This is a genomic window from Pseudomonas sp. LH21 (assembly GCF_036549575.1).
Taxonomy (GTDB): domain Bacteria; phylum Pseudomonadota; class Gammaproteobacteria; order Pseudomonadales; family Pseudomonadaceae; genus Aquipseudomonas; species Aquipseudomonas peradeniyensis.
Genome location: NZ_CP144367.1, coordinates 5,950,572 through 5,972,497, shown reverse-complemented (window position 1 = coordinate 5,972,497; position 21,926 = coordinate 5,950,572). Strand labels below are relative to the sequence as shown.

General features: G+C 59.4%; 22 protein-coding genes. 20 read left to right on the top strand and 2 right to left on the bottom strand.

Going from position 1 to position 21,926, the window contains the following annotated elements; all coding sequences use genetic code 11:
* Positions 1 to 9: 9 nt before the first annotated feature.
* The 17 genes from VUG52_RS27120 (at position 10) to VUG52_RS27040 (ending at position 16,831) form a co-directional block, all read left to right on the top strand.
* On the top strand, positions 10 to 801 hold the full coding sequence (locus VUG52_RS27120; protein WP_028690024.1) for a ParA family protein: 792 nt from the start codon (positions 10 to 12) through the stop codon (positions 799 to 801).
* Positions 802 to 810: 9 nt separating this feature from the next.
* Complete coding sequence (locus VUG52_RS27115) at positions 811 to 1,683, top strand: ParB/RepB/Spo0J family partition protein (protein WP_011536508.1); 873 nt, start codon at positions 811 to 813, stop codon at positions 1,681 to 1,683.
* Positions 1,684 to 1,832: 149 nt separating this feature from the next.
* Positions 1,833 to 2,240, top strand: a complete 408-nt coding sequence (locus VUG52_RS27110; RefSeq protein ID WP_008092225.1) for a F0F1 ATP synthase subunit I — start codon at positions 1,833 to 1,835, stop codon at positions 2,238 to 2,240.
* A gap of 16 nt (positions 2,241 to 2,256) precedes the next feature.
* Positions 2,257 to 3,126 carry a F0F1 ATP synthase subunit A gene (atpB, locus tag VUG52_RS27105; protein ID WP_331832314.1) on the top strand — a complete coding sequence of 290 codons (870 nt, stop codon included), beginning with the start codon at positions 2,257 to 2,259 and terminating at the stop codon, positions 3,124 to 3,126.
* 144 nt (positions 3,127 to 3,270) lie between these two features.
* Entirely contained in the window at positions 3,271 to 3,528 is a 258-nt protein-coding gene (atpE, locus tag VUG52_RS27100) for a F0F1 ATP synthase subunit C (protein WP_003097235.1), read from the top strand.
* 57 nt (positions 3,529 to 3,585) lie between these two features.
* Positions 3,586 to 4,056, top strand: a complete 471-nt coding sequence (locus VUG52_RS27095; protein WP_023383136.1) for a F0F1 ATP synthase subunit B — start codon at positions 3,586 to 3,588, stop codon at positions 4,054 to 4,056.
* Between the two features lie 12 nt (positions 4,057 to 4,068).
* Positions 4,069 to 4,605, top strand: a complete 537-nt coding sequence (locus VUG52_RS27090) for a F0F1 ATP synthase subunit delta (RefSeq protein ID WP_023628561.1) — start codon at positions 4,069 to 4,071, stop codon at positions 4,603 to 4,605.
* Between the two features lie 21 nt (positions 4,606 to 4,626).
* A complete protein-coding gene (gene atpA, locus VUG52_RS27085) occupies positions 4,627 to 6,171 on the top strand; it encodes a F0F1 ATP synthase subunit alpha (protein WP_050707597.1) in 1,545 nt (514 codons plus the stop codon).
* A gap of 48 nt (positions 6,172 to 6,219) precedes the next feature.
* The gene (atpG, locus tag VUG52_RS27080) at positions 6,220 to 7,080 is read left to right on the top strand and encodes a F0F1 ATP synthase subunit gamma (RefSeq protein ID WP_028690020.1); all 861 of its coding nucleotides are present in this window, start codon (positions 6,220 to 6,222) and stop codon (positions 7,078 to 7,080) included.
* 27 nt (positions 7,081 to 7,107) lie between these two features.
* Entirely contained in the window at positions 7,108 to 8,484 is a 1,377-nt protein-coding gene (atpD, locus tag VUG52_RS27075; RefSeq protein WP_028690019.1) for a F0F1 ATP synthase subunit beta, read from the top strand.
* Between the two features lie 44 nt (positions 8,485 to 8,528).
* Positions 8,529 to 8,948, top strand: coding sequence for a F0F1 ATP synthase subunit epsilon (locus tag VUG52_RS27070; RefSeq protein WP_028690018.1), 420 nt, complete (start codon positions 8,529 to 8,531; stop codon positions 8,946 to 8,948).
* Positions 8,949 to 9,070: 122 nt separating this feature from the next.
* Positions 9,071 to 10,438 (top strand): bifunctional UDP-N-acetylglucosamine diphosphorylase/glucosamine-1-phosphate N-acetyltransferase GlmU, encoded by a 1,368-nt coding sequence (gene glmU, locus VUG52_RS27065; protein ID WP_262950869.1) that lies wholly within the window; start codon positions 9,071 to 9,073, stop codon positions 10,436 to 10,438.
* Between the two features lie 285 nt (positions 10,439 to 10,723).
* Complete coding sequence (locus VUG52_RS27060; protein WP_050707595.1) at positions 10,724 to 11,491, top strand: DeoR/GlpR family DNA-binding transcription regulator; 768 nt, start codon at positions 10,724 to 10,726, stop codon at positions 11,489 to 11,491.
* A gap of 12 nt (positions 11,492 to 11,503) precedes the next feature.
* Entirely contained in the window at positions 11,504 to 13,339 is a 1,836-nt protein-coding gene (gene glmS, locus VUG52_RS27055; RefSeq protein ID WP_050707594.1) for a glutamine--fructose-6-phosphate transaminase (isomerizing), read from the top strand.
* 114 nt (positions 13,340 to 13,453) lie between these two features.
* Positions 13,454 to 14,365 (top strand): hypothetical protein, encoded by a 912-nt coding sequence (locus tag VUG52_RS27050; protein WP_050707593.1) that lies wholly within the window; start codon positions 13,454 to 13,456, stop codon positions 14,363 to 14,365.
* 256 nt (positions 14,366 to 14,621) lie between these two features.
* A complete protein-coding gene (locus VUG52_RS27045) occupies positions 14,622 to 15,875 on the top strand; it encodes an O-antigen translocase (RefSeq protein WP_050707625.1) in 1,254 nt (417 codons plus the stop codon).
* The gene (locus VUG52_RS27040) at positions 15,872 to 16,831 is read left to right on the top strand and encodes a glycosyltransferase (protein WP_331832310.1); all 960 of its coding nucleotides are present in this window, start codon (positions 15,872 to 15,874) and stop codon (positions 16,829 to 16,831) included. Before VUG52_RS27045 ends, VUG52_RS27040 begins: the two co-directional genes overlap by 4 nt.
* Positions 16,832 to 16,900: 69 nt before the next feature.
* On the opposite strand, the gene VUG52_RS27035 is transcribed toward VUG52_RS27040, so the two are convergent.
* Complete coding sequence (locus VUG52_RS27035; RefSeq protein ID WP_156329682.1) at positions 16,901 to 17,056, bottom strand: hypothetical protein; 156 nt, start codon at positions 17,054 to 17,056, stop codon at positions 16,901 to 16,903.
* Positions 17,057 to 17,300: 244 nt separating this feature from the next.
* Between VUG52_RS27035 and hcnA the strand changes: the two genes are divergently transcribed.
* The 3 genes from hcnA to hcnC are packed head-to-tail and all read left to right on the top strand — an operon-like array spanning position 17,301 to position 20,259.
* A complete protein-coding gene (gene hcnA / locus VUG52_RS27030; protein ID WP_050707591.1) occupies positions 17,301 to 17,615 on the top strand; it encodes a cyanide-forming glycine dehydrogenase subunit HcnA in 315 nt (104 codons plus the stop codon).
* The gene (gene hcnB, locus VUG52_RS27025; RefSeq protein ID WP_331832309.1) at positions 17,612 to 19,006 is read left to right on the top strand and encodes a cyanide-forming glycine dehydrogenase subunit HcnB; all 1,395 of its coding nucleotides are present in this window, start codon (positions 17,612 to 17,614) and stop codon (positions 19,004 to 19,006) included. The genes hcnA and hcnB overlap by 4 nt, the downstream gene beginning before the upstream one ends.
* A 2-nt stretch (positions 19,007 to 19,008) precedes the next feature.
* Positions 19,009 to 20,259: a cyanide-forming glycine dehydrogenase subunit HcnC gene (gene hcnC / locus VUG52_RS27020; protein WP_331832308.1), complete on the top strand. Its 1,251-nt coding sequence runs from the start codon at positions 19,009 to 19,011 to the stop codon at positions 20,257 to 20,259.
* Between the two features lie 62 nt (positions 20,260 to 20,321).
* Here the strand turns inward: hcnC and lpdA are convergent, their stop codons facing one another.
* A complete protein-coding gene (gene lpdA / locus VUG52_RS27015) occupies positions 20,322 to 21,722 on the bottom strand; it encodes a dihydrolipoyl dehydrogenase (RefSeq protein WP_331832307.1) in 1,401 nt (466 codons plus the stop codon).
* Between the last annotated feature and the right edge of the window lie 204 nt (positions 21,723 to 21,926).

Sequence of the window (21,926 nt, the reverse complement as noted above, 5' to 3'; positions counted from 1 at the left end):
CACGCAACAATGGCTAAGGTATTCGCAATCGCGAACCAGAAGGGTGGTGTGGGCAAGACCACCACCTGCATCAATCTCGCCGCATCGCTGGCCGCGACCAAGCGTCGCGTGCTGCTGATCGACCTCGATCCACAGGGCAACGCCACCATGGGCAGCGGTGTGGATAAACACGAGCTCGAGCACTCGGTGTACGACCTGCTGATCGGGGAATGCGACCTGGCCCAGGCCATGCACTATTCCGAGCACGGCAACTTCCAGTTGCTGCCGGCCAACCGCGACCTCACCGCCGCGGAAGTCGTGCTGCTCGAGATGCAGATGAAGGAGAGCCGCCTGCGCAACGCGCTGGCGCCGATCCGCGAGAACTACGACTACATCCTCATCGACTGCCCGCCGTCGCTGTCGATGCTGACGCTCAACGCCCTGGTCGCCTCCGATGGCGTGATCATCCCCATGCAGTGCGAGTACTACGCGCTGGAAGGTCTCAGCGACCTTGTGGATAACATCAAGCGCATCGCCGCCCGGCTGAACCCGGAGCTGAAGATCGAAGGCCTGCTGCGGACCATGTACGACCCGCGCCTGAGCCTGAACAACGATGTTTCGGCGCAGCTCAAGGAACACTTCGGCGATCAGCTGTACGACACGGTGATCCCGCGCAACATCCGCCTGGCCGAGGCGCCGAGTTTCGGCATGCCGGCGCTGGCCTACGACAAGCAATCTCGCGGCGCGCTCGCCTATCTGGCGCTGGCCGGGGAACTGGTTCGCCGTCAGCGCCGTCCATCACGCACTGCACAAACAACTTAAGGAATCCGCATGGCCATCAAGAAACGCGGTCTCGGACGTGGGTTGGATGCACTGCTCAGTGGTCCTTCCGTCAGCGCGCTCGAGGCGCAGGCAGTGAAGATCGACCAGAAGGAACTGCAACAGCTGCCGGTCGAGCTGATCCAGCGCGGCAAGTATCAGCCGCGCCGCGACATGGATCCCGAGGCGCTGGAGGAACTGGCGCACTCGATCCGCACCCACGGAGTCATGCAACCGATCGTGGTGCGCCCGATCGGCGACAACCGCTACGAGATCATCGCCGGTGAGCGCCGCTGGCGCGCTACCCAGCAGGCCGGCCTGGACACCGTTCCGGCCATGGTCCGCGAAGTGCCCGACGAAGCCGCCATCGCCATGGCGCTGATCGAGAACATCCAGCGCGAGGACCTCAACCCGCTGGAAGAGGCCCTGGCCCTGCAGCGCCTGCAGCAGGAGTTCGAGCTGACCCAGCAGCAGGTGGCCGACGCCGTCGGCAAGTCGCGGGTGACCGTGGCCAACCTGTTGCGCCTGATCTCGCTGCCCGAGGCGATCAAGACCATGCTTGCCCACGGCGACCTGGAGATGGGCCATGCCCGCGCCTTGCTCGGCCTCGAGGAAGATCGCCAGGAAGAAGGGGCGCGTCATGTTGTCGCACGCGGGCTCACCGTGCGCCAGACCGAGGCACTGGTGCGCCAGTGGCTCAATGGCAAACCTGAGCCGGTCGAGGCGAGCAAACCTGATCCGGACATTGCCCGTCTCGAACAGCGTCTGGCAGAGCGCCTGGGCTCGGCGGTACAAATTCGCCATGGCAACAAGGGCAAAGGCCAGTTGGTTATTCGCTACAACTCCCTTGACGAGTTGCAGGGCGTGCTTGCTCACATCCGCTGAAACAATTCCTGTTGTAGCGCGCAGTCGGAAATCACTACCGAAGAGTTGAATAGGGGTTAATCCACCCCTATACTCTGCGCGCATTTTGTCGGCACAAATTATGCCAAGTCATTGCTGACTAGGCGGTCGACTTTCGAGGAGCAGTTGTGATGGAAATACGCACGCCAAACCGCCTGCCTTTCCATCGCTGGGCGGTTTTTCCGGTACTGCTGGCTCAATTTGTCGTCCTGCTGCTGGCAACCTTGGTGCTGTGGCAGTGGAAAGGGGCGGTCAGTGGATATTCAGGCCTCTGCGGAGGGCTGATTGCCTGGCTGCCCAATGTGTATTTCGCCTGGAAGGCTTTTCGCTTCAGCGGAGCCCGGGCGGCGCAGGCCATCGTCAAGTCGTTCTACGCGGGCGAGGCAGGCAAGATGATTTTGACGGCAGTGCTGTTTGCACTGACCTTCGCAGGAGTGAAGCCATTGGCGCCGTTGGCAGTATTCGGCGTCTTCGTGCTGACCCTTTTGGTCAGCTGGTTCGCGCCCCTGCTGATGAATAAAAGACTTTCGAGACCTTAGGGCGTTTGAGGCAACCATGGCAGCAGAAACCGCTTCGGGCTATATCCAGCACCACTTGCAGAACCTGACCTACGGTCAACTACCAGACGGCAGCTGGGGCTTCGCCCATTCGGCTGCAGAAGTCAAGGCAATGGGCTTCTGGGCGTTCCACGTGGACACCCTCGGCTGGTCCGTTGCGCTGGGTCTGATCTTCCTGTTCATCTTCCGCATGGCGGCCAAGAAGGCGACTTCCGGCCAGCCGAGCGGTCTGCAGAACTTCGTGGAAGTGCTGGTGGACTTCGTCAACGGCAGCGTGAAGGACTCCTTCCACGGCCGTAGCCCGGTGATTGCTCCGCTGGCGCTGACCATTTTCGTCTGGGTCTTCCTGATGAACGCCATTGACCTGGTACCGGTCGACTGGATTCCTCAGCTGGCCATCCTGATCTCCGGTGATCCGCACATTCCGTTCCGCGCCGTGTCGACCACCGACCCGAACGCGACCCTGGCCATGGCCTTCTGCGTGTTCGCCCTGATCATCTTCTACAGCATCAAGGTCAAGGGCCTGGGTGGCTTCATCGGCGAGCTGACCCTGCACCCGTTCGGCAGCAAGAACATCTTCGTGCAGATCCTGCTGATCCCGGTCAACTTCCTGCTCGAGTTCGTCACCCTGATCGCCAAGCCGATCTCGCTGGCCCTGCGTCTGTTCGGCAACATGTACGCCGGCGAGCTGGTGTTCATCCTGATCGCGGTGATGTTCGGCGCCGGCATCCTCTGGCTCAGCGGCCTGGGTGTGGTGCTGCAGTGGGCGTGGGCTGTGTTCCACATCCTGATCATCACCCTGCAAGCTTTCATCTTCATGATGCTGACCATCGTCTACCTGTCGATGGCTCACGAAGATAACCATTAAGACCGCCTGGCGTGTCTGATAGCCTTCCCCGCCCGTTTGGGGGGAGGGCTTAAAAAGTCCGCAAGGGCATGCTGTACCAAACGATTTGTTTTACCGCTTCAAACTAAAAACCTAACCAATACGACGTAAAAGTCGGGAGGAAAGATGGAAACTGTAGTTGGTCTGACCGCTATCGCTGTTGCTCTGCTGATCGGCCTGGGTGCTCTGGGTACCGCCATTGGTTTCGGCCTGCTGGGCGGCAAGTTCCTGGAAGGCGCTGCTCGCCAGCCAGAAATGGTTCCGATGCTGCAGGTCAAAATGTTCATCGTTGCCGGTCTGCTCGACGCCGTAACCATGATCGGTGTTGGTATCGCTCTGTTCTTCACCTTCGCGAACCCCTTCGTTGGTCAGATCGCCGGCTAATCACTCGTTCCTACGAGTTGATTGGTGTGATGGACAAAGACCGAGCGAGGTGTTGGCGTGAACATTAATGCAACCCTGATTGGCCAATCCGTTGCTTTTCTGATTTTTGTACTCTTCTGCATGAAGTACGTATGGCCTCCGGTCATTACTGCCCTGCAAGAGCGCCAAAAGAAGATTGCCGACGGCTTGGACGCTGCCAACCGCGCAGCTCGCGACCTGGAGCTGGCCCAAGAGAAAGCGGGTCAGCAACTGCGTGAAGCGAAGGCACAGGCAGCCGAAATCATTGAGCAAAGCAAGAAACGCGCTGCTCAGCTTGTCGAGGAAGCCCGTGAACAGGCTCGCGTCGAAGCTGACCGTGTGAAGGCTCAGGCTCAAGCCGAGATCGAACAGGAACTGAACAGCGTCAAAGACGCCCTGCGTGCCCAAGTGGGTGCCCTGGCCGTTGGCGGTGCTGAAAAGATCCTTGGCGCCACAATCGATCAAAACGCGCATGCGGAGCTGGTTAACAAACTGGCCGCTGAAATTTAAGCGAGGGCGATCATGGCAGAACTGACCACGTTGGCCCGACCTTACGCTAAGGCTGCCTTCGAGCATGCCCAGGCCCATCAGCAACTGGCCAATTGGTCAGCCATGCTCGGCCTGGCTGCTGCGGTGTCGCAAGACGACACCATGCAGCGCCTGCTCAAGGCCCCGCAACTGACTAGCGCAGAAAAGGCCGCCGCATTCATTGAAGTGTGCGGTGACAAGTTTGACGCCAAGGCACAGAATTTCATTCATGTTGCCGCGGAAAACGAACGTCTCCTGCTTCTGCCGGAGATTTCGACTCTGTTCGACCTGTACAAGGCCGAGCAAGAGAAGTCCGTGGACGTGGAAGTCACCAGTGCTTTTGCGTTGAACCAAGAACAGCAAGACAAACTCGCCAAGGTTCTCAGTGCACGGTTAGGCCAGGAAGTGCGCCTGCACGCGTCGGAGGATGCCAGCCTGATCGGCGGCGTCGTCATCCGCGCTGGCGACCTGGTAATCGACGGTTCGGTTCGCGGCAAGATCGCGAAACTGGCCGAAGCCTTGAAATCTTGAGTTTGAAGGGGCAGCAGAGCAATGCAGCAACTCAATCCTTCCGAAATTAGTGAAATCATCAAGGGCCGCATCGACAACCTCGATGTTGGCTCCCAAGCCCGTAACGAAGGTACCGTCGTTTCGGTTTCCGACGGCATCGTGCGGATCCACGGTCTGGCCGACGTCATGTACGGCGAAATGATCGAGTTCCCGGGCAGCGTATTCGGCATGGCCCTGAACCTGGAGCAAGACTCCGTAGGTGCAGTGATCCTGGGTGCCTATGACACCCTCGCCGAAGGCATGAGCGCCAAGTGCACCGGCCGCATCCTGGAAGTTCCGGTTGGTAAGGAACTGCTGGGTCGCGTCGTCGACGCACTGGGTAACCCGATCGACGGCAAAGGTCCACTGGGCAACACCCAGACCGACGCGGTCGAGAAAGTAGCTCCAGGCGTGATCTGGCGTAAGTCGGTAGACCAGCCTGTACAGACTGGCTACAAGTCCGTCGACGCCATGATCCCTGTCGGCCGTGGCCAGCGCGAGCTGATCATCGGTGACCGTCAGATCGGCAAGACCGCCATGGCCATCGACGCCATCATCAACCAGAAAGACTCCGGTATTTTCTGCGTTTATGTTGCAGTCGGCCAGAAGCGTTCCACCGTTGCCAACATCGTTCGCAAGCTGGAAGAAGCCGGCGCCCTGGCCAACACCATCGTGGTCGTTGCCAGCGCCTCGGAATCCGCCGCACTGCAGTTCCTGGCCCCGTACGCCGGCTGCACCATGGGCGAGTTCTTCCGTGACCGCGGTGAAGACGCCCTGATCGTCTACGATGACCTGTCCAAGCAGGCCGTTGCCTACCGTCAGATCTCCCTGCTGCTGCGCCGTCCACCAGGACGTGAAGCGTACCCAGGCGACGTGTTCTATCTCCACTCCCGTCTGCTGGAGCGTGCATCGCGCGTTTCCGAAGAGTACGTCGAGAAGTTCACCAACGGTGCCGTAACCGGCAAGACTGGCTCGCTGACCGCTCTGCCGATCATCGAAACCCAGGCTGGCGACGTTTCCGCGTTCGTTCCGACCAACGTGATCTCGATCACCGACGGTCAGATCTTCCTGGAATCGGCCATGTTCAACGCAGGCATCCGTCCTGCCGTTAACGCCGGTGTGTCGGTATCCCGTGTTGGTGGTGCCGCCCAGACCAAGATCATCAAGAAGCTGTCCGGTGGTATCCGTACCGCCCTGGCCCAGTACCGTGAACTGGCGGCCTTCGCCCAGTTCGCTTCGGACCTGGACGAGGCTACCCGCAAGCAGCTGGAGCATGGTCAGCGCGTTACCGAGCTGATGAAGCAGAAGCAGTACGCGCCAATGTCGATCGCCGACATGGCCCTGTCGCTGTACGCCGCTGAGCGTGGTTTCCTGACCGACGTAGAAGTCGCCAAGGTCGGTAGCTTCGAGCAAGCTCTGATCGCCTACTTCAACCGTGATCACGCCGAACTGATGGCGAAGATCAACGTGAAGGGTGACTTCAACGACGAAATCGACGCTGGCATGAAAGCTGGTATCGAGAAGTTCAAGGCCACCCAGACCTGGTAAGCCGCAGCGGGGGCTCCGGCCCCCGCTTGCTAACCTGATAGGTGATACATGGCAGGCGCAAAAGAGATTCGCAGTAAGATTGCGAGCATCAAAAGCACGCAAAAAATTACCAGCGCCATGGAGAAAGTGGCGGTCAGCAAAATGCGCAAGGCACAAATGCGCATGGCTGCTAGCCGTCCTTACGCGGAGCGTATCCGCCAGGTGATCGGTCATCTGGCCAACGCCAACCCGGAATACCGCCACCCGTTCATGATCGAGCGCCCTGTAAAGCGCGCCGGTTATATCGTGGTGAGCAGTGACCGTGGTCTGTGCGGTGGCTTGAACACCAACCTGTTCAAGGCCCTGGTCAAGGACATGAACGAAAACCGCGAACAGGGCGTTGAAATCGACCTGTGCGTGATCGGCAGCAAGGGTGCTACTTTCTTCCGCATCTTTGGCGGCAACGTCGTAGCCGCGATCAGCCACCTGGGCGAAGAGCCATCGATCAATGATCTGATCGGCTCCGTCAAGGTGATGCTGGACGCCTACCTGGACGGCCGCATCGATCGCCTCTCGGTGGTTTCGAACAAGTTCATCAACACCATGACCCAAAAACCGACGGTCGAGCAATTGGTACCGTTGGTGGCAACCCCGGATCAGGAACTCAAGCACCACTGGGACTACCTGTACGAACCCGACGCAAAAGAGCTGCTGGACGGCTTGATGGTGCGTTACGTGGAGTCGCAGGTCTACCAGGCGGTGGTCGAGAACAACGCTGCTGAACAAGCGGCCCGGATGATCGCCATGAAGAACGCCACAGACAACGCCGGTGATTTGATCAAAGAGCTTCAGTTGATCTACAACAAGGCGCGTCAGGCTGCGATCACCCAGGAGATCTCGGAAATCGTCGGCGGCGCTGCCGCGGTTTAACGGTTCAAAAATTCAGAGGATCCAGCTATGAGTAGCGGACGTATCGTTCAAATCATCGGCGCCGTCATCGACGTGGAATTCCCACGTGATGCCGTGCCGAGTGTTTACAACGCGCTGAAAGTACAAGGCGCGGAAACCACCCTGGAAGTTCAGCAGCAGCTGGGCGACGGCGTGGTTCGTACCATTGCGATGGGCTCGACCGAAGGTCTGAAGCGCGGTCTGGATGTCGTCGACACCAAGGCTGCCATCTCGGTACCTGTCGGCAAGGCAACCCTGGGCCGTATCATGGACGTCCTGGGCAACCCGATCGACGAAGCCGGTCCAATCGGCGAAGAAGAGCGTCGCGGTATCCACCAGCCAGCGCCTTCGTTCTCCGACCAGGCGGGCGGCAACGACCTGCTGGAAACCGGTATCAAGGTTATCGACCTGGTCTGCCCGTTCGCCAAGGGTGGTAAGGTTGGTCTGTTCGGTGGTGCCGGCGTCGGCAAGACCGTTAACATGATGGAACTGATCCGTAACATCGCCATGGAACACAGCGGTTACTCCGTGTTCGCTGGTGTGGGTGAGCGTACTCGTGAGGGTAACGACTTCTACCACGAGATGAAGGACTCCAACGTTCTCGACAAGGTAGCGCTGGTCTACGGTCAGATGAACGAGCCACCAGGAAACCGTCTGCGCGTAGCACTGACCGGCCTGACCATGGCTGAGAAGTTCCGTGACGAAGGTAACGACGTTCTGCTGTTCGTCGACAACATCTATCGTTACACCCTGGCCGGTACCGAAGTATCCGCACTGCTGGGCCGTATGCCTTCGGCAGTAGGTTACCAGCCGACCCTGGCCGAAGAGATGGGCGTTCTGCAAGAGCGTATCACTTCGACCAAAGAAGGTTCGATCACCTCCGTCCAGGCCGTATACGTACCTGCGGACGACCTGACCGACCCGTCGCCAGCGACCACCTTCGCTCACCTGGACGCCACCGTCGTTCTGTCCCGTGACATCGCTTCCCTGGGTATCTACCCAGCGGTCGACCCACTGGACTCGACTTCGCGCCAGCTGGACCCGAACGTGATCGGCACCGAGCACTACGAGACCGCTCGTGGCGTTCAGTATGTTCTGCAGCGCTACAAAGAGCTGAAGGACATCATCGCGATCCTGGGTATGGACGAACTGTCCGAAGCCGACAAGCAACTGGTTGCCCGCGCTCGTAAGATCCAGCGCTTCCTGTCGCAGCCGTTCTTCGTGGCCGAAGTCTTCACCGGCTCGCCAGGCAAGTACGTTTCGCTCAAGGACACCATCGCTGGCTTCAGCGGTATCCTCAAAGGTGACTACGACCACCTGCCAGAACAAGCGTTCTACATGGTCGGCAGCATCGACGAAGCGATCGAGAAAGCCAAGAAACTGTAATCCCGGCGCCCCGCAAGGGGCGCTAATCAGGTTGAGGCAAGCAGATGGCTATGACAGTCCATTGCGACATCGTCAGCGCGGAAGGAGAGATCTTCTCCGGCCTGGTCGAGATGGTAGTAGCGCACGGCAACCTGGGCGATCTGGGTATCGCTCCAGGCCACGCGCCGCTGATCACCAATCTCAAGCCTGGTCCGATCACGCTGACCAAGCAGGGTGGCACTCAAGAGGTGTACTACATCTCCGGTGGCTTCCTCGAAGTGCAGCCGAACATGGTCAAGGTTCTTGCCGACACCGTGCAGCGCGCTGCCGACCTGGACGAAGCTCAGGCTCAGGAAGCCCTCAAGGCTGCCGAGAACGCGCTGAACACTAAAGGCTCGGACTTCGACTACGGCGCTGCTGCCGCACGTCTGGCCGAGGCTGCAGCTCAGCTGCGTACTGTCCAGCAATTGCGCAAAGGCAAGTAATCCGGCCTTGGCCGCTTACTTCTGTTGCGATTGAGTTAAAGGGTAGCCTCGGCTACCCTTTTTCTTTTTCTGATATTCCCCTTCGGTCACGTCCCTGACCGCCCAGGATTGGTAGCCAGTCAATGTCCCTCGATATCGTCATTCTCGCCGCAGGCCAAGGCACCCGCATGCGCTCCGCGCTGCCGAAGGTCCTGCACCCGGTCGCCGGCAACTCCATGCTCGGCCACGTTATCCACAGCGCACGCCAGTTGCAGCCCAAAGGTATTCACGTGGTTATCGGCCATGGCGCCGAGCTGGTCCGTGAGCGCCTGGCCGCCGACGATCTCAATTTCGTCATGCAGGACAAGCAGCTGGGCACCGGCCATGCCGTGGCCCAGGCGTTGCCGGCGATCACCGCCGATACCGTGCTGGTGCTATACGGCGATGTGCCGCTGATCGAGGTGGAAACCCTGCAGCGTCTGCTGGCCAAGGTCAGCGAGCAGCAGCTCGGTCTGCTCACCGTGACCTTGCAGGACCCGACCGGTTACGGGCGCATCGTGCGTGACGCTGCGGGCAACGTGACCGCGATCGTCGAGCACAAGGACGCCAGCGAAGCGCAGAAGGCGATCAAGGAAGGCAACACCGGCATTCTCGCCATGCCTGCCGCACGCCTGGCCGACTGGATGGGCCGGTTGTCCAACAACAATGCCCAGGGCGAGTACTACCTCACCGACGTGATCGCCATGGCCGTGGCCGATGGCCTGGTGGTCGCCACCGAGCAGCCCCACGACCCGATGGAAGTGCAGGGCGCCAACGACCGCCGCCAGCTGGCGGAGCTCGAGCGTCACTATCAACTGCGTGAAGGCCGCCGCCTGATGGCCCAGGGCGTCACGTTGCGTGATCCGGCGCGCTTCGATGTGCGTGGCGAGGTGACGGTTGGCCGCGACGTGCTGATCGACATCAACGTCATTCTCGAAGGCAAGGTGGTGATCGAGGACGACGTGCAGATCGGCCCCAATTGCGTGATCAAGGACAGCACCCTGCGCAAGGGCGTGGTGGTCAAGGCCAACAGCCATCTTGAAGGCGCGGTGCTGGGCGAGGGCAGTGATGCCGGCCCGTTCGCCCGTCTGCGTCCAGGCAGCGTCCTGGACGCCCGTGCCCATGTAGGTAACTTCGTCGAGCTGAAGAACGCGCACCTGGGTGAGGGCGCCAAGGCCGGTCACCTGACCTACCTGGGCGATGCAGAGGTCGGCGCCCGCACCAATATCGGCGCTGGCACCATCACCTGCAACTACGACGGCGCCAACAAGTTCCGCACCGTGATGGGCGAGGACGTGTTCATCGGTTCCAACAACTCGCTGGTGGCACCTGTGGAAATCCAGGCGGGGGCCACTACCGCAGCGGGCTCGACCATCACCCAGACGGTGGAAGCCGGGCAGTTGGGCGTGGCCCGTGCGCGCCAGCGCAACATCGAAGGCTGGAAGCGGCCGGAGAAGCTCAAGAAGAGCTGAGTTATCCACAGCGCTTTCGATCGAAAGCCGGCTTATGTGAATAAGCCGGCTTTTTATTGCGTGTCGTATAGAGGTCCCCTGTAGGAGCGGCCTTGTGCCGCGAAAGGGGTGCGAAGCGCCCCCAGATCTGCGCATCAAGCTGATATTGCCGGGGCCGCTGCGCGCCCCATCGCGGCACAAGGCCGCTCCTACAGGGACCGTGTCAGTGCAGAGAGAAACTTGACGAATCCTCCATCTTAGGTTTTGATTGCACCACTTATCTTTCGAATCGAAACTTAAACCGATATGTCGAAACGAAATACCCCCCAGCGCCGCCACAATATCCTGGCCTTGCTCAACGAGCAGGGCGAGGTGAGCGTCGATGCCCTGGCCAAGCGTTTCGAAACCTCCGAAGTGACCATCCGCAAGGACCTCGCCGCCCTGGAGGCCAACGGCCTGCTGCTGCGCCGCTACGGTGGCGCAGTGACCATGCCCCAGGAATTGCTGGGCGATGCAGTCCAGCCGGTGTCCCTGTACAAGCAGGCCATCGCTCGGGCGGCGGTCGGACGCATCCGCGAGCATGCGCGGATCATCATCGACAGCGGCAGCACCACGGCGGCGATGATTCCACAGCTCGGGCGCCAGCCAGGCCTGGTGGTGATGACCAACTCGCTCAACGTCGCCCGTGCCATCAGCGAGCAGGAGCATGAGCCTGTGCTACTGATGACCGGTGGCACCTGGGACCCGCATTCGGAGTCCTTCCAGGGCCAGGTGGCCGAGCAGGTACTACGCTCATACGACTTCGACCAGCTGTTCATCGGTGCCGACGGCATCGACCTGGAGCGTGGCACCACCACCTTCAACGAGCTGCTGGGTTTGAGCCGGGTCATGGCCGAGGTGGCGCGCGAGGTGATCGTCATGGTCGAGTCGGACAAGGTCGGTCGCAAGATCCCCAACCTCGAGCTGCCCTGGGGCAGCGTCAACACCCTGATTACTGATGATCGCCTGCCCGCCGAGGCACGCGACCGGATTCAAGCCCGCGGCATCACCCTTATCTGCGCCGCTATCAGCTAGGAGCAACATCTTATGTGTGGAATCGTTGGTGCCGTTGCCGAGCGCAATATCACGGCCATCCTCATCGAAGGCCTCAAGCGCCTGGAATACCGTGGTTATGACAGCGCCGGCCTGGCCGTGCTGAACCAGCAAGGCGCGCTCGAGCGTCGCCGCCGCATTGGCAAGGTCAGCGAGCTGGAAGGCGCCGTGAGCGCCGACCCGCTGGCCGGCCAGCTGGGCATCGCCCATACCCGCTGGGCGACCCATGGCGCTCCGACCGAGACCAATGCCCACCCGCACTTCTCCGGGCATGACGTGGCGGTGGTGCACAACGGCATCATCGAGAACCACGAAGAGCTGCGTGAAGAGCTCAAGGGCCTGGGCTATGTCTTCGTCTCGCAGACCGACACCGAAGTCATCGTCCACCTGATCCACCACCTGCTCAAGGACATTCCCGACCTGACCGACGCGCTCAAGGCCGCGGTCAAGCGCCTGCACGGCGCCTATGGCCTGGCGGTGATCAGCGCCAGCCAGCCGGATCGCCTGGTCGCCGCCCGCAGCGGCAGCCCGCTGGTGATCGGCCTTGGCCTCGGCGAGAACTTCCTCGCCTCCGACCAACTGGCCCTGCGTCAGGTCACCGACCGCTTCATGTACCTGGAAGAAGGCGATATCGCCGAGATCCGCCGTGACCAGGTGCAGATCTGGGATCAGGCCGGTCATCCGGTCCAGCGTGAGACGGTGCAGTATCACGAAGGTGCCGAAGCGGCCGAGAAGGGCAACTACCGCCACTTCATGCTCAAGGAAATCCACGAGCAGCCCACCGTGGTGCAGCGCACCCTGGAAGGCCGCCTGGGCAAGGACCACGTGATGGTCCAGGCCTTCGGCCCACAGGCCGCCGAGCTGTTCGCCAAGGTGCGCAACGTGCAGATCGTTGCCTGCGGCACCAGCTATCACGCCGGCATGGTCGCCCGCTACTGGCTGGAAAGCCTGGCCGGCATCCCTTGCCAGGTGGAAGTGGCCAGCGAGTTTCGCTACCGCAAGGTGGTGGTGCAGCCGGACACCCTGTTCGTCTCCATCTCGCAGTCCGGCGAAACCGCCGACACCCTGGCGGCCCTGCGCAATGCCAAGGAGCTGGGCTTCCTCGGCAGCCTGGCGATCTGCAACAAGGGCATCAGCTCGCTGGTGCGCGAATCCGACCTGACCCTGCTGACCCTGGCCGGGCCGGAGATCGGCGTCGCCTCGACCAAGGCCTTCACCACCCAGCTGGTGTCGCTGATGCTGCTGACCCTGGCCCTCGGCCAGGTGCGCGGCACCCTCGAGGCCGGTGTCGAAGCCGAGCTGGTGGACGAGCTGCGCCGCCTGCCGGCCCGCCTGAGCGAGGCGCTGGCGATGGATGGCGTGGTCGAGAAGATCGCCGAGCTGTTCGCCGACAAGCACCACACCCTGTTCCTCGGCCGCGGTGCCCAGTACCCGGTGGCGATGGAGGGCGCGCTCAAGCTCAAGGAGATCTCCTACATCCACGCCGAAGCCTACCCGGCCGGCGAGCTCAAGCATGGCCCACTGGCGCTGGTGGACAACGACATGCCGGTGGTGACCGTGGCGCCGAACAACGAACTGCTGGAGAAGCTCAAGTCGAACCTGCAGGAAGTCCGCGCCCGTGGCGGCGAGCTGGTGGTGTTCGCCGACGAGCAGGCCGGCATGAGCAACGGCGAGGGCACCCATGTAATCAAAGTGCCGCACATCGTCGACGCCCTGGCGCCGATTCTCTATACCGTGCCGTTGCAGCTGTTGTCGTACTATGTGGCGGTGCTAAAGGGCACTGATGTGGATCAGCCGCGTAATCTGGCCAAGTCGGTGACGGTCGAGTAAGGTGAGCGCTGTTCACCAAAGCCCTTGGCCTTGCCGAGGGCTTTTTTCAGGTTGCGCCGGCAAAAGAATTGCCGAATAAAAGTGCATTTAGCGTAAGGTTTTGAAGGGGAAGTTATGCGTTGGAATAAATTGGGGCTGATCTTCGATCCTAAAGTATTTGATTGGGCAGATAACACCGCCTTGCAGCCTACCCCGCTATTGCTGGAAGACAGAATCAGGGTGTTTTTGGGGGCACGTGATGCTGCCGGGGTTAGTCGTGTGGGTTTTGTGGATCTGGACAGAAACGACCCGAAAACGATACTCGGGTACTCGGAGGCTCCGGTACTTGATATCGGCGAGCCTGGCTGCTTCGATGAAAGTGGTGTCGTACCGTCTGCGGTTGTTGCAGACGGAGGTGTCGTGTATATGTACTACGCCGGCTACCAGTTGGGCACCAAGGTTAGATTCTCTGTGCTGGGTGGCCTGGCGATAAGTCATGATAACGGACTGACATTCAGTCGTTATAAGAAAACGCCTGTCTTTGAGCGGAACAGCGATGAAACTTTATTCCGCGTTCCGCACAGTGTGATCAAGGACGGTAATAAATGGCGCGCTTGGTATGGGGGAGGGAGTCAGTTTGCGCAGGGCAAGATGAAAACGCTCCCGATTTACAACGTCAGATATGTAGAGTCTGAAACGCCGTATAGTTTTCCGGATGCGGGAACCATCCTGTTGGAAACCGAGGGCGAAGAGTATCGCATTGGCCGGCCCTTTATTTTCCGCAAGACGGATACCGATGCGTACCTTTTTTATGGGTTTAGTACCGAAGATGCACCCTATAAATTGGGTTGTGCTCGTTCGTACGATATGAAAAATTGGCAGCGCATGGATGATCAACTCGGATTACCTCTGTCAAAGGATGGCTGGGATTCTGAGATGATGGCGTATCCTAGTGTGGTTGACCTGAATGGCCGGGTTTTCCTCTTCTATAATGGGAACGACTACGGAAAGCAAGGTTTTGGCTTGGCAGAACTACTTGAATGGTAATTTGTGTCGAGTATGATCGCACTTGCGAGACGCAGTGGAATGAGTTTGTAGAGTCCTCGAGAACCACTTTTTTCTTTTTTCAAAAGAGGTTTTCTAGAGTGTTGCTCGGGTAGATTCACAGACTCGTCGCTGACGTTATATGAGTGCGATATATTCGTCTGTGTGCTGCCGGCGACCGTCCATGATATAAAATCATATTGGGATCAGTTCCTGTGCGAGCATGAGTACTATTCTGCTCTGAATGAGGCTGCCTATCTTGAATTTGCTTAAAACCGGGTTTCTCACTGCGATCGCAACCTTCGCCCGATTGCTTTCAGCGTTTCTGGTAATGAAGCTGGTCGCAGTGCTTGCTGGCCCGGAAGGTGTTGCGCAACTCGGGCAGTTCATGAGCCTGACTGCGCTGTTAGTGGTTTTCGCGGGCGGTGGCGTGGGCTCGGGTGTTGTCAAATATCTTGCACAATTCAGAGACGATGTCCAAAGTATTCAGGCCTTGGTCGGCAGCGCGCTCACGTTCACGCTGGTTTCTTCGTTATTAATGTGTGTGCTGGTGCTGATCTTCAGTGCTGATATAAGCATTTGGCTTCTGGGAGGGGAAGAATATACGAGCTTGATCGTTGTACTCGCCGTGGCGCAGATATTTGTGGCATTGCATAATTTGATCATCGCCATCATTAATGGCATGATGGATGTTAAAAGGTTGGCTCTGGTACACGTGATAGGTGCTGTGATAGGTGTCTTGTTGCCGTCAGTCCTAGGCTACTTTTTTAAACTCTATGGCGTGTTGCTGGCGTTTGTTCTCGGACAAGGTATGTTACTATTCGTAAGTCTTGGCTGCTATGCGCGAAGTCAGTATTTCAATTTAAATTACTTTCGCCCGAGTGTGGATAACGAGATGCTATCCAGGCTGGCAAAGTTCTCGTTGATGACTTTAACCTCAGCGTTATTGGCCCCCATCGTGCAGATCGTCGTGAGAAACATGCTTGCTGAAAGTTTCTCATGGGAGCAGGTTGGTTACTGGCAAGCAGTAACAAAGGTATCTGAAGCTTATTTGCTATTCATCAGCATGGCGATCAGCGTATATTATTTACCTAAGCTTTCTTCCATTGATGATCGGCAAAACTTCAAGCGTGAAATCGTACTGGGTTATACGATTCTTATGCCTGTTGTTTTTTTATCGGCAGCATTCGTTTTTATCTTGAAAGGGCCTATTACCTGGCTGCTATTCTCAGATGAATTCGAAGGGGCGTTATACTTGTATGCCCCTCAACTTATCGGCGATGTGATCAAGATAGCTTCGTTCTTGTTGTCGTATATAATGCTGGCCAAATCGATGACAAAGACATTTTTCCTGTCCGAGTTGTTTTTCAGTTCTTTGTATGTCGTGCTGGTTTACGTTATGAGCGCTTCGTTCGGATTGATTGGGGCGATGTACGCATTTATTGTTAATTATTTTATTTATTTTATTTTCACACTTATTGTTGCAAAAATATACATCAAAGGAATGCCATGAAAAAAGTTAGTGTCATGATGCCGGCTTTCAATGCGGAAGCGTTCATCGCCCAGGCGCTTGATTCGATCCTTGCGCAGGATTATGAGAACCTTGAGGTGGTCGTGTGCGACGATGCATCCAAGGACGGTACAGCGGGTATTATTCTTGATTACGCACAGCGCTATCCGGGCAAAGTAAAAGCTATTGTCAATGAAAAAAATCTAGGGGTTACTAGTAACTGTAACCTTTCTTTACACCATTGCGATGGTGATTTTGTTTCATTGTTTGCGGGTGACGATCTGATGTTGCCTGGCAAAATCTCAAAGCAAGTGGCCGCCTTAGAGGCTCAACCGGATGCCGTGCTTTGCTATCACCCAGTGGAAATTTTTAACTCTGATACGGATGAATGCCTGTTTGTAACCAACCAGTTGCCCCGTGAAGATGTTAATAATTTTGATGATATGCTGTTGAAAGGTGGAATTCCTGGTGGCTGCTCTATCATGGTGCGCAGAACGGCCATTCCTGAGGGGGGGTATGATCATCGACTCAAAACAGTGAGCGATTGGCTATTCTTCCTGGAAATATCATTGAATGGTCCCGTCATAAAAGTTCCGGAGGTATTGGGTCGCTACAGGAAACATCTCGGTGGGGCCAGTATGCAGACCTATAAGCTGCTGGAGGAATCGCTTCTCGCGCTTGATCTGTTGGTAGAAAAACATCCTATATTAGTTTCAAAAAGTGCGTTAATTAATAGGGCTAAGGCAAGATATCTAGCAGGTGAAGCGTTTCGGCAGCTGGAGCTCAAGGATAATCGAGCTTACACGTTGACTGGTAAATTGCTGGCGTTTGACACGAGCTTCAAATATAGAATTTTACATATTGCAGCCTGGATGGCACTCAACGTGCCGTTCGCGTCTACTGCTATTTCGTTTGGTGCGGGTAAGGCCAAATTTTTAATTAAACGACTGGTAGGATAGAGTACTGAGTTCGTTTAGGGATTCTCCGACAAGTCGGCACAGGCCGCCCAAGCGGCTGTACCTGCGACTTCACGATTGCCGACCAAGCCCGTTCTTGCTGATGTTCGGGGGGATGAAACTCATGCTTTCTTCGGTCTGCCAGGCCAGGCGTTTGATCACCCAGATCAGCGCGACCCCGCCGACCGCCCGCACGATGGCGAGTTTCCAGAACAGGCGACGGTTCATGGGAAAAGGTAGAGCCGCCGAATGTTCGGTGGCACAGATCGAACAGCTGTTTCCTTGAACCGAGGATCGACAAGCGAGTTGCAGCGCCGGTGAGATCGGGGGGGGTAACAAGGTAATTTCCTACACAATTGTGCGTCCGTCGCTGTAAGACATTTCTTAACCAAGCCTCTGGCATGGATCAATGTTTTCCCTCGTTGTTTGCCCTAACGTCGCCCGACCCATCAGTCATCAAGGACGACAGGAAATGCAGACGCTGCAACGAAAGCACGATATCCAGCCACTGGAAGGCGCTGAAATGACCCTGCTGGTCAATGGCCTGCCTGCAGTCGCCAGTGCCGGCGAAACCGTACTCAGCGTGCTCAACGCCGTTGGCCTGCGCCAGCTGGCGCGTAACGATCATGGCCAGCTCAGCGGTGCCTACTGCGGCATGGGCGTCTGCCATTGCTGCCTGGTGCAGATCGATGGGCGTCCCAAGCGTCGCGCCTGCCAGACCATCGTCAAGCCGGGCATGAGTATCGAGACCGAGGTCAACCGCGTGCAAGAGGAGGCCCATCCATGAGCCTTCGTCCCGTGATCGTTGGTGGCGGTTCGGCCGGCATGGGCGCCGCCATCGAGCTGGCCGAACATGGCGTGGATTTCCTGCTGTTCGACGAGGCCTCGCGCCCCGGTGGCGTGGTCTATCGTGGTCCGCTGCGCGCGGGTGTCGACCTGGGCTACCTGGGGCCGCGCTACACCAAGGCCCTGACCAAGCTGCATGAAGATTTCGCCGCCTGCGCCGAGCGCATCGACCTGCGCCTGAACCATCGCGTGGTGGGTGGGGACGATCAACGGCTGATGGTCCTCGACGCTGATGAACAGCTGCACGAGATCGACTACTCGCACCTGCTGCTGGCCGCCGGATGTCACGAACGCAACGTGCCGTTCCCCGGCTGGACCTTGCCCGGTGTGATCCTGCTCGGTGGCTTGCAGCTGCAGATCAAGAGCGGTGTGGTCAAGCCACTGGGCAGCACGCTGATTGCCGGTACCGGGCCGTTGCTGCCGCTGGTCGCCTGCCAGCTGCACGCTGCCGGCGCCAAGGTGGCCGGTGTGTACGAGGCCTGCTCGTTCAACCGTATCGCCAAGGAAAGCCTGGCGTTGATGAATAAGCCGCAGCTGTTCCTCGATGGCCTGAGCATGCTGGCCTACATGAAGCTCAACGGCATCCCCATGCATTACGGCTGGGGTGTGGTGGGCGCCACGGGTGATGGCGAGCTGCAGGAGGTCCAGGTCGCCCCCTACACCCAGGACTGGCAGCCGGACATGACCCGCATCCAGCGCGAGCAGGTGCGCACCCTGGCGGTGGGCTACGGCTTCATTCCACGGACCCAGCTCAGCCAGCAACTGGGCCTGGCCCATGGCTTCAGCGAGGACGGCTACCTGCGCGCCGAGTGCAACGTGTGGCAGCAGAGCAGCCAGCCGAACATTCACCTGGCCGGCGACATGGCCGGTATTCGCGGTGGCGAGGCGGCAATGCTCACCGGGCGTATCGCCGCGGTGTCGATGCTGCAGCAGATGGGCAAGCTCGATGCCGAGCAGGCGATCGAGCGCCGCGAGCGTTTCCTCGGCAAGCTGGCGGCGATCAAGCGCTTCCGCTCCGGGGTGGAACGCTACACCGCGCGCGGCGCGGCGCAGATCCAGCTGCCCCAGGCCGACACGGTGATCTGCCGTTGCGAAAACGTCACCCGCGAGCAGATCGACCTGGCCCTGGAGCAGGGCGTGGAGGACATGGCCAGCCTGAAGATGCGTACCCGAGTAAGCATGGGCGACTGCCAGGGGCGCATGTGCGTCGGCTACTGCAGCGACCGCCTGCGCAGCGCCACCGGACGCCCGGACGTGGGCTGGCTGCGCCCGCGCTTCCCGGTAGACCCGATTCCGTTTTCCGCATTCGAACAACTCGGCACGGAGGCCTGAGCATGAACAAGCATTACGACATCATCATTGCCGGTGGCGGCGTGATCGGCGCTTCCTGTGCCTACCAGTTGTCCAAGCGGCACAACCTGAAGATCGCCCTGATCGACTGCAAGCGCCCGGGCAACGCCACCCGCGCCTCGGCCGGCGGCCTGTGGGCCATCGGCGAGTCGGTGGGACTGGGCTGCGGGGTGATCTTCTTTCGCATGATGTCCTCGCGCAACAAGCGTGAGGCCAACGGCGCGGCGGTGGTGGTCGACTCGAGCACGCCGCACATCCTGCCGGAGTGTTTCTTCGACTTCGCCCTGCAGTCCAACGCGCTTTATCCACAGCTGCACCAGGAGCTGATCGAGCGCCACGGCATGGACTTCAAGTTCGAACGCACCGGGCTCAAGTACATCATCCAGGATGAAGAAGACCAGCTGTACGCCGAGCACATCGTCAAGCAGATCCCGCACCTGGCCGACCAGGTACGCTGGCTCGACCGCGACGCGCTGCGGGCCTCGGAGCCGGCGGTGACGCTCAAGGCCAATGGCGCGCTGGAGTTTCTCTGCGATCACCAGGTCAGCCCGTTCCGCCTGGGCGATGCCTACATGGAGGCGGCGCGGCAGAACGGCGTCGACCTGTACCCGAACGTGAACATCACCGGCGTGCTGCATGAAGGCTCGCGGATCAAGGGCGTGCGCACCGCCGAGGCCGGCGAGTTCCATTGCGGTACCTTGATCAATGCCGCTGGCGCCTGGGCCGCGGAGCTGAGCGAGTGGGCGACCGGGGAGAGCATTCCGGTCAAGCCGGTGAAGGGCCAGATCGTGCTGACCGAGCGCCTGCCCAAGCTGCTCGATGGCTGCATCACCACCAGCGATTGCTACATGGCGCAGAAGGACAATGGCGAAATCCTGATCGGCAGCACCACCGAAGAGAAGGGCTTCGATGTCAGCAACACCTTCCCGGAAATCAGCGGCCTGGTGCAGGGCGCGATCCGCTGCGTGCCGCAGCTGGCGCAGGTGAACCTCAAGCGCACCTGGGCCGGCCTGCGCCCGGGGTCACCGGACGAGCTGCCGATTCTCGGGCCTGTGGATAATGTTCAGGGCTATTTCAATGCCTGTGGACATTTCCGTACCGGGATCCTCACGTCGGCGATTACCGGTGTGCTGTTGGACAAGGTTCTCCACAATGAGGCGTTACCGCTGGATATCACGCCATTCCTGGCCTCGCGCTTCCGTGAGGGTGTGGATAAACAATTGGCCCACGGCTAGGCCTGGCACATGGGGGAGCGGGCCAAGCCCGCTCCCACACCGTTTTGCTACAAGGTGCTCACTCAGATCTGCATCGCTTTCCCATCCACATTCATCGCCGCCTGGCGCAGGGCCTCGGAGCGGGTCGGGTGCGGGTGGCAGGTGAGGGCGATGTCCTCGGCCGAGGCCGAGAATTCCATGGCCACGCAGAACTCGCCGATCATCTCGCTCACGCTCGGGCCAACCAGGTGCACACCCAGCACCTCGTCGGTGACGGCGTCGGCGATGACCTTGGCGAAGCCTTCGGTCTCGTGGTTGATCTTGGCCCGGCTGTTGGCGGTGAAGGGGAACTTGCCGACCTTGTAGGCACGGCCTTCGGTCTTGAGCTGCTCTTCGGTCTTGCCGACATTGGCCAGTTCCGGGCGGGTATAGATGACACCCGGGATCAGGTTGTAGTTGACCTCGTGGGGCTTGCCGGCGATGCGCTCGATGCACGCCACCGCTTCGTCCTCGGCCTTGTGCGCCAGCATCGGGCCGGAGGTGACGTCGCCGATCACCCAGATACCTGGGACAGCGCTACGGTGATGGTCGTTGGCGAGCATGCCGCGCTTGTCGGTTTCCAGCCCCACGCTTTCCAGGTTCAGGCCCTTGGTATAGGGACGGCGACCGACGGCCACCAGCACGTAGTCGGCCTGCAGGGTTTCGGCGTTGCCACCGGCGGCGGGCTCCAGGGTCAGGCTGACGCCGTCGGCGCTGGATGTGGCCTGGGTCACCTTGCTGCCGAGCTTGAAGGTCATGCCTTGCTTGGCCAGGGCCTTCTGCAGGGTCTTGGCGGTTTCCTCGTCGGTGCCTGGGCAGATGCGGTCCAGGTACTCGATCACCGTCACTTCGGCACCCAGGCGGCGCCACACCGAACCCAGCTCCAGGCCGATCACGCCGGCGCCGATCACGATCAGGTGCTTGGGCACCTGAGGCAGCGACAGGGCGCCGGTGGAATCGATGATGCGCTGGTTGTCGATGGTCACGCCGGGCAGCGGCGTGGGTTCGGAACCGGTGGCGATGACGATGTCCTTGGCCTGCAGGGTGGTTTCGCTGCCGTCCTCGGCTTTGACCAGCACCTTGCCGGCGCCGTCCAGGCGGCCCCAACCCTTGACCCAGTCGACCTTGTTCTTACGGAACAGGTACTCGATGCCCTTGGTCAGGCCGGTCACGCTTTCGTCTTTCTGCTTCATCATCTGGCCCAGGTTGAGGGTCGGCTTGACCTCGATCCCCAGGTGGGCGAACTCCTCGCCGCTGGCCGCCTCGTACAGCTCGGACGCATGCAGCAGCGCCTTGGAAGGCATGCAGCCGACGTTCAGGCAGGTGCCGCCCAGGGTCGGACGACCCTCGACACAGGCCACGCTCAGGCCCAGCTGGCCGGCACGGATCGCTGCGTTGTAGCCGCCGGGGCCGCCGCCGATGATCACCACGTCATAGGATTTCATGGGTTTCGTTACTCCGAGAGTGTGAGGAAGCGAAGAGGGGCACAAGGTTAGTCTGAGAGATGAAAATTGTATACAATCTGTTGTGCGGCCCGGACCAGATAGTTCTAGACTATGGTCGCGATTAACGGAAACTTCGCACGAATGAACTACCCTGATCCGGTGACGTCCGACACCTTGAGGTCTGGCGTCCCGTATCAATGAAAG

What these genes read in the sequence shown, in the direction of transcription:
- VUG52_RS27115 (WP_011536508.1), top strand. Translation starts at nt 811, where the DNA reads ATGGCCATCAAGAAACGCGGTCTCGGACGTGGGTTGGATGCACTGCTC.
- VUG52_RS27120 (WP_028690024.1), top strand. Translation starts at nt 10, where the DNA reads ATGGCTAAGGTATTCGCAATCGCGAACCAGAAGGGTGGTGTGGGCAAG.
- atpA (WP_050707597.1), top strand. Translation starts at nt 4,627, where the DNA reads ATGCAGCAACTCAATCCTTCCGAAATTAGTGAAATCATCAAGGGCCGC.
- hcnB (WP_331832309.1), top strand. Translation starts at nt 17,612, where the DNA reads ATGAGCCTTCGTCCCGTGATCGTTGGTGGCGGTTCGGCCGGCATGGGC.
- atpE (WP_003097235.1), top strand. Translation starts at nt 3,271, where the DNA reads ATGGAAACTGTAGTTGGTCTGACCGCTATCGCTGTTGCTCTGCTGATC.
- VUG52_RS27110 (WP_008092225.1), top strand. Translation starts at nt 1,833, where the DNA reads ATGGAAATACGCACGCCAAACCGCCTGCCTTTCCATCGCTGGGCGGTT.
- glmU (WP_262950869.1), top strand. Translation starts at nt 9,071, where the DNA reads ATGTCCCTCGATATCGTCATTCTCGCCGCAGGCCAAGGCACCCGCATG.
- atpB (WP_331832314.1), top strand. Translation starts at nt 2,257, where the DNA reads ATGGCAGCAGAAACCGCTTCGGGCTATATCCAGCACCACTTGCAGAAC.
- hcnC (WP_331832308.1), top strand. Translation starts at nt 19,009, where the DNA reads ATGAACAAGCATTACGACATCATCATTGCCGGTGGCGGCGTGATCGGC.
- atpG (WP_028690020.1), top strand. Translation starts at nt 6,220, where the DNA reads ATGGCAGGCGCAAAAGAGATTCGCAGTAAGATTGCGAGCATCAAAAGC.
- VUG52_RS27060 (WP_050707595.1), top strand. Translation starts at nt 10,724, where the DNA reads ATGTCGAAACGAAATACCCCCCAGCGCCGCCACAATATCCTGGCCTTG.
- atpD (WP_028690019.1), top strand. Translation starts at nt 7,108, where the DNA reads ATGAGTAGCGGACGTATCGTTCAAATCATCGGCGCCGTCATCGACGTG.
- VUG52_RS27090 (WP_023628561.1), top strand. Translation starts at nt 4,069, where the DNA reads ATGGCAGAACTGACCACGTTGGCCCGACCTTACGCTAAGGCTGCCTTC.
- VUG52_RS27070 (WP_028690018.1), top strand. Translation starts at nt 8,529, where the DNA reads ATGGCTATGACAGTCCATTGCGACATCGTCAGCGCGGAAGGAGAGATC.
- glmS (WP_050707594.1), top strand. Translation starts at nt 11,504, where the DNA reads ATGTGTGGAATCGTTGGTGCCGTTGCCGAGCGCAATATCACGGCCATC.
- VUG52_RS27035 (WP_156329682.1), bottom strand. Translation starts at nt 17,056, where the DNA reads ATGAACCGTCGCCTGTTCTGGAAACTCGCCATCGTGCGGGCGGTCGGC.
- lpdA (WP_331832307.1), bottom strand. Translation starts at nt 21,722, where the DNA reads ATGAAATCCTATGACGTGGTGATCATCGGCGGCGGCCCCGGCGGCTAC.
- VUG52_RS27040 (WP_331832310.1), top strand. Translation starts at nt 15,872, where the DNA reads ATGAAAAAAGTTAGTGTCATGATGCCGGCTTTCAATGCGGAAGCGTTC.
- hcnA (WP_050707591.1), top strand. Translation starts at nt 17,301, where the DNA reads ATGCAGACGCTGCAACGAAAGCACGATATCCAGCCACTGGAAGGCGCT.
- VUG52_RS27050 (WP_050707593.1), top strand. Translation starts at nt 13,454, where the DNA reads ATGCGTTGGAATAAATTGGGGCTGATCTTCGATCCTAAAGTATTTGAT.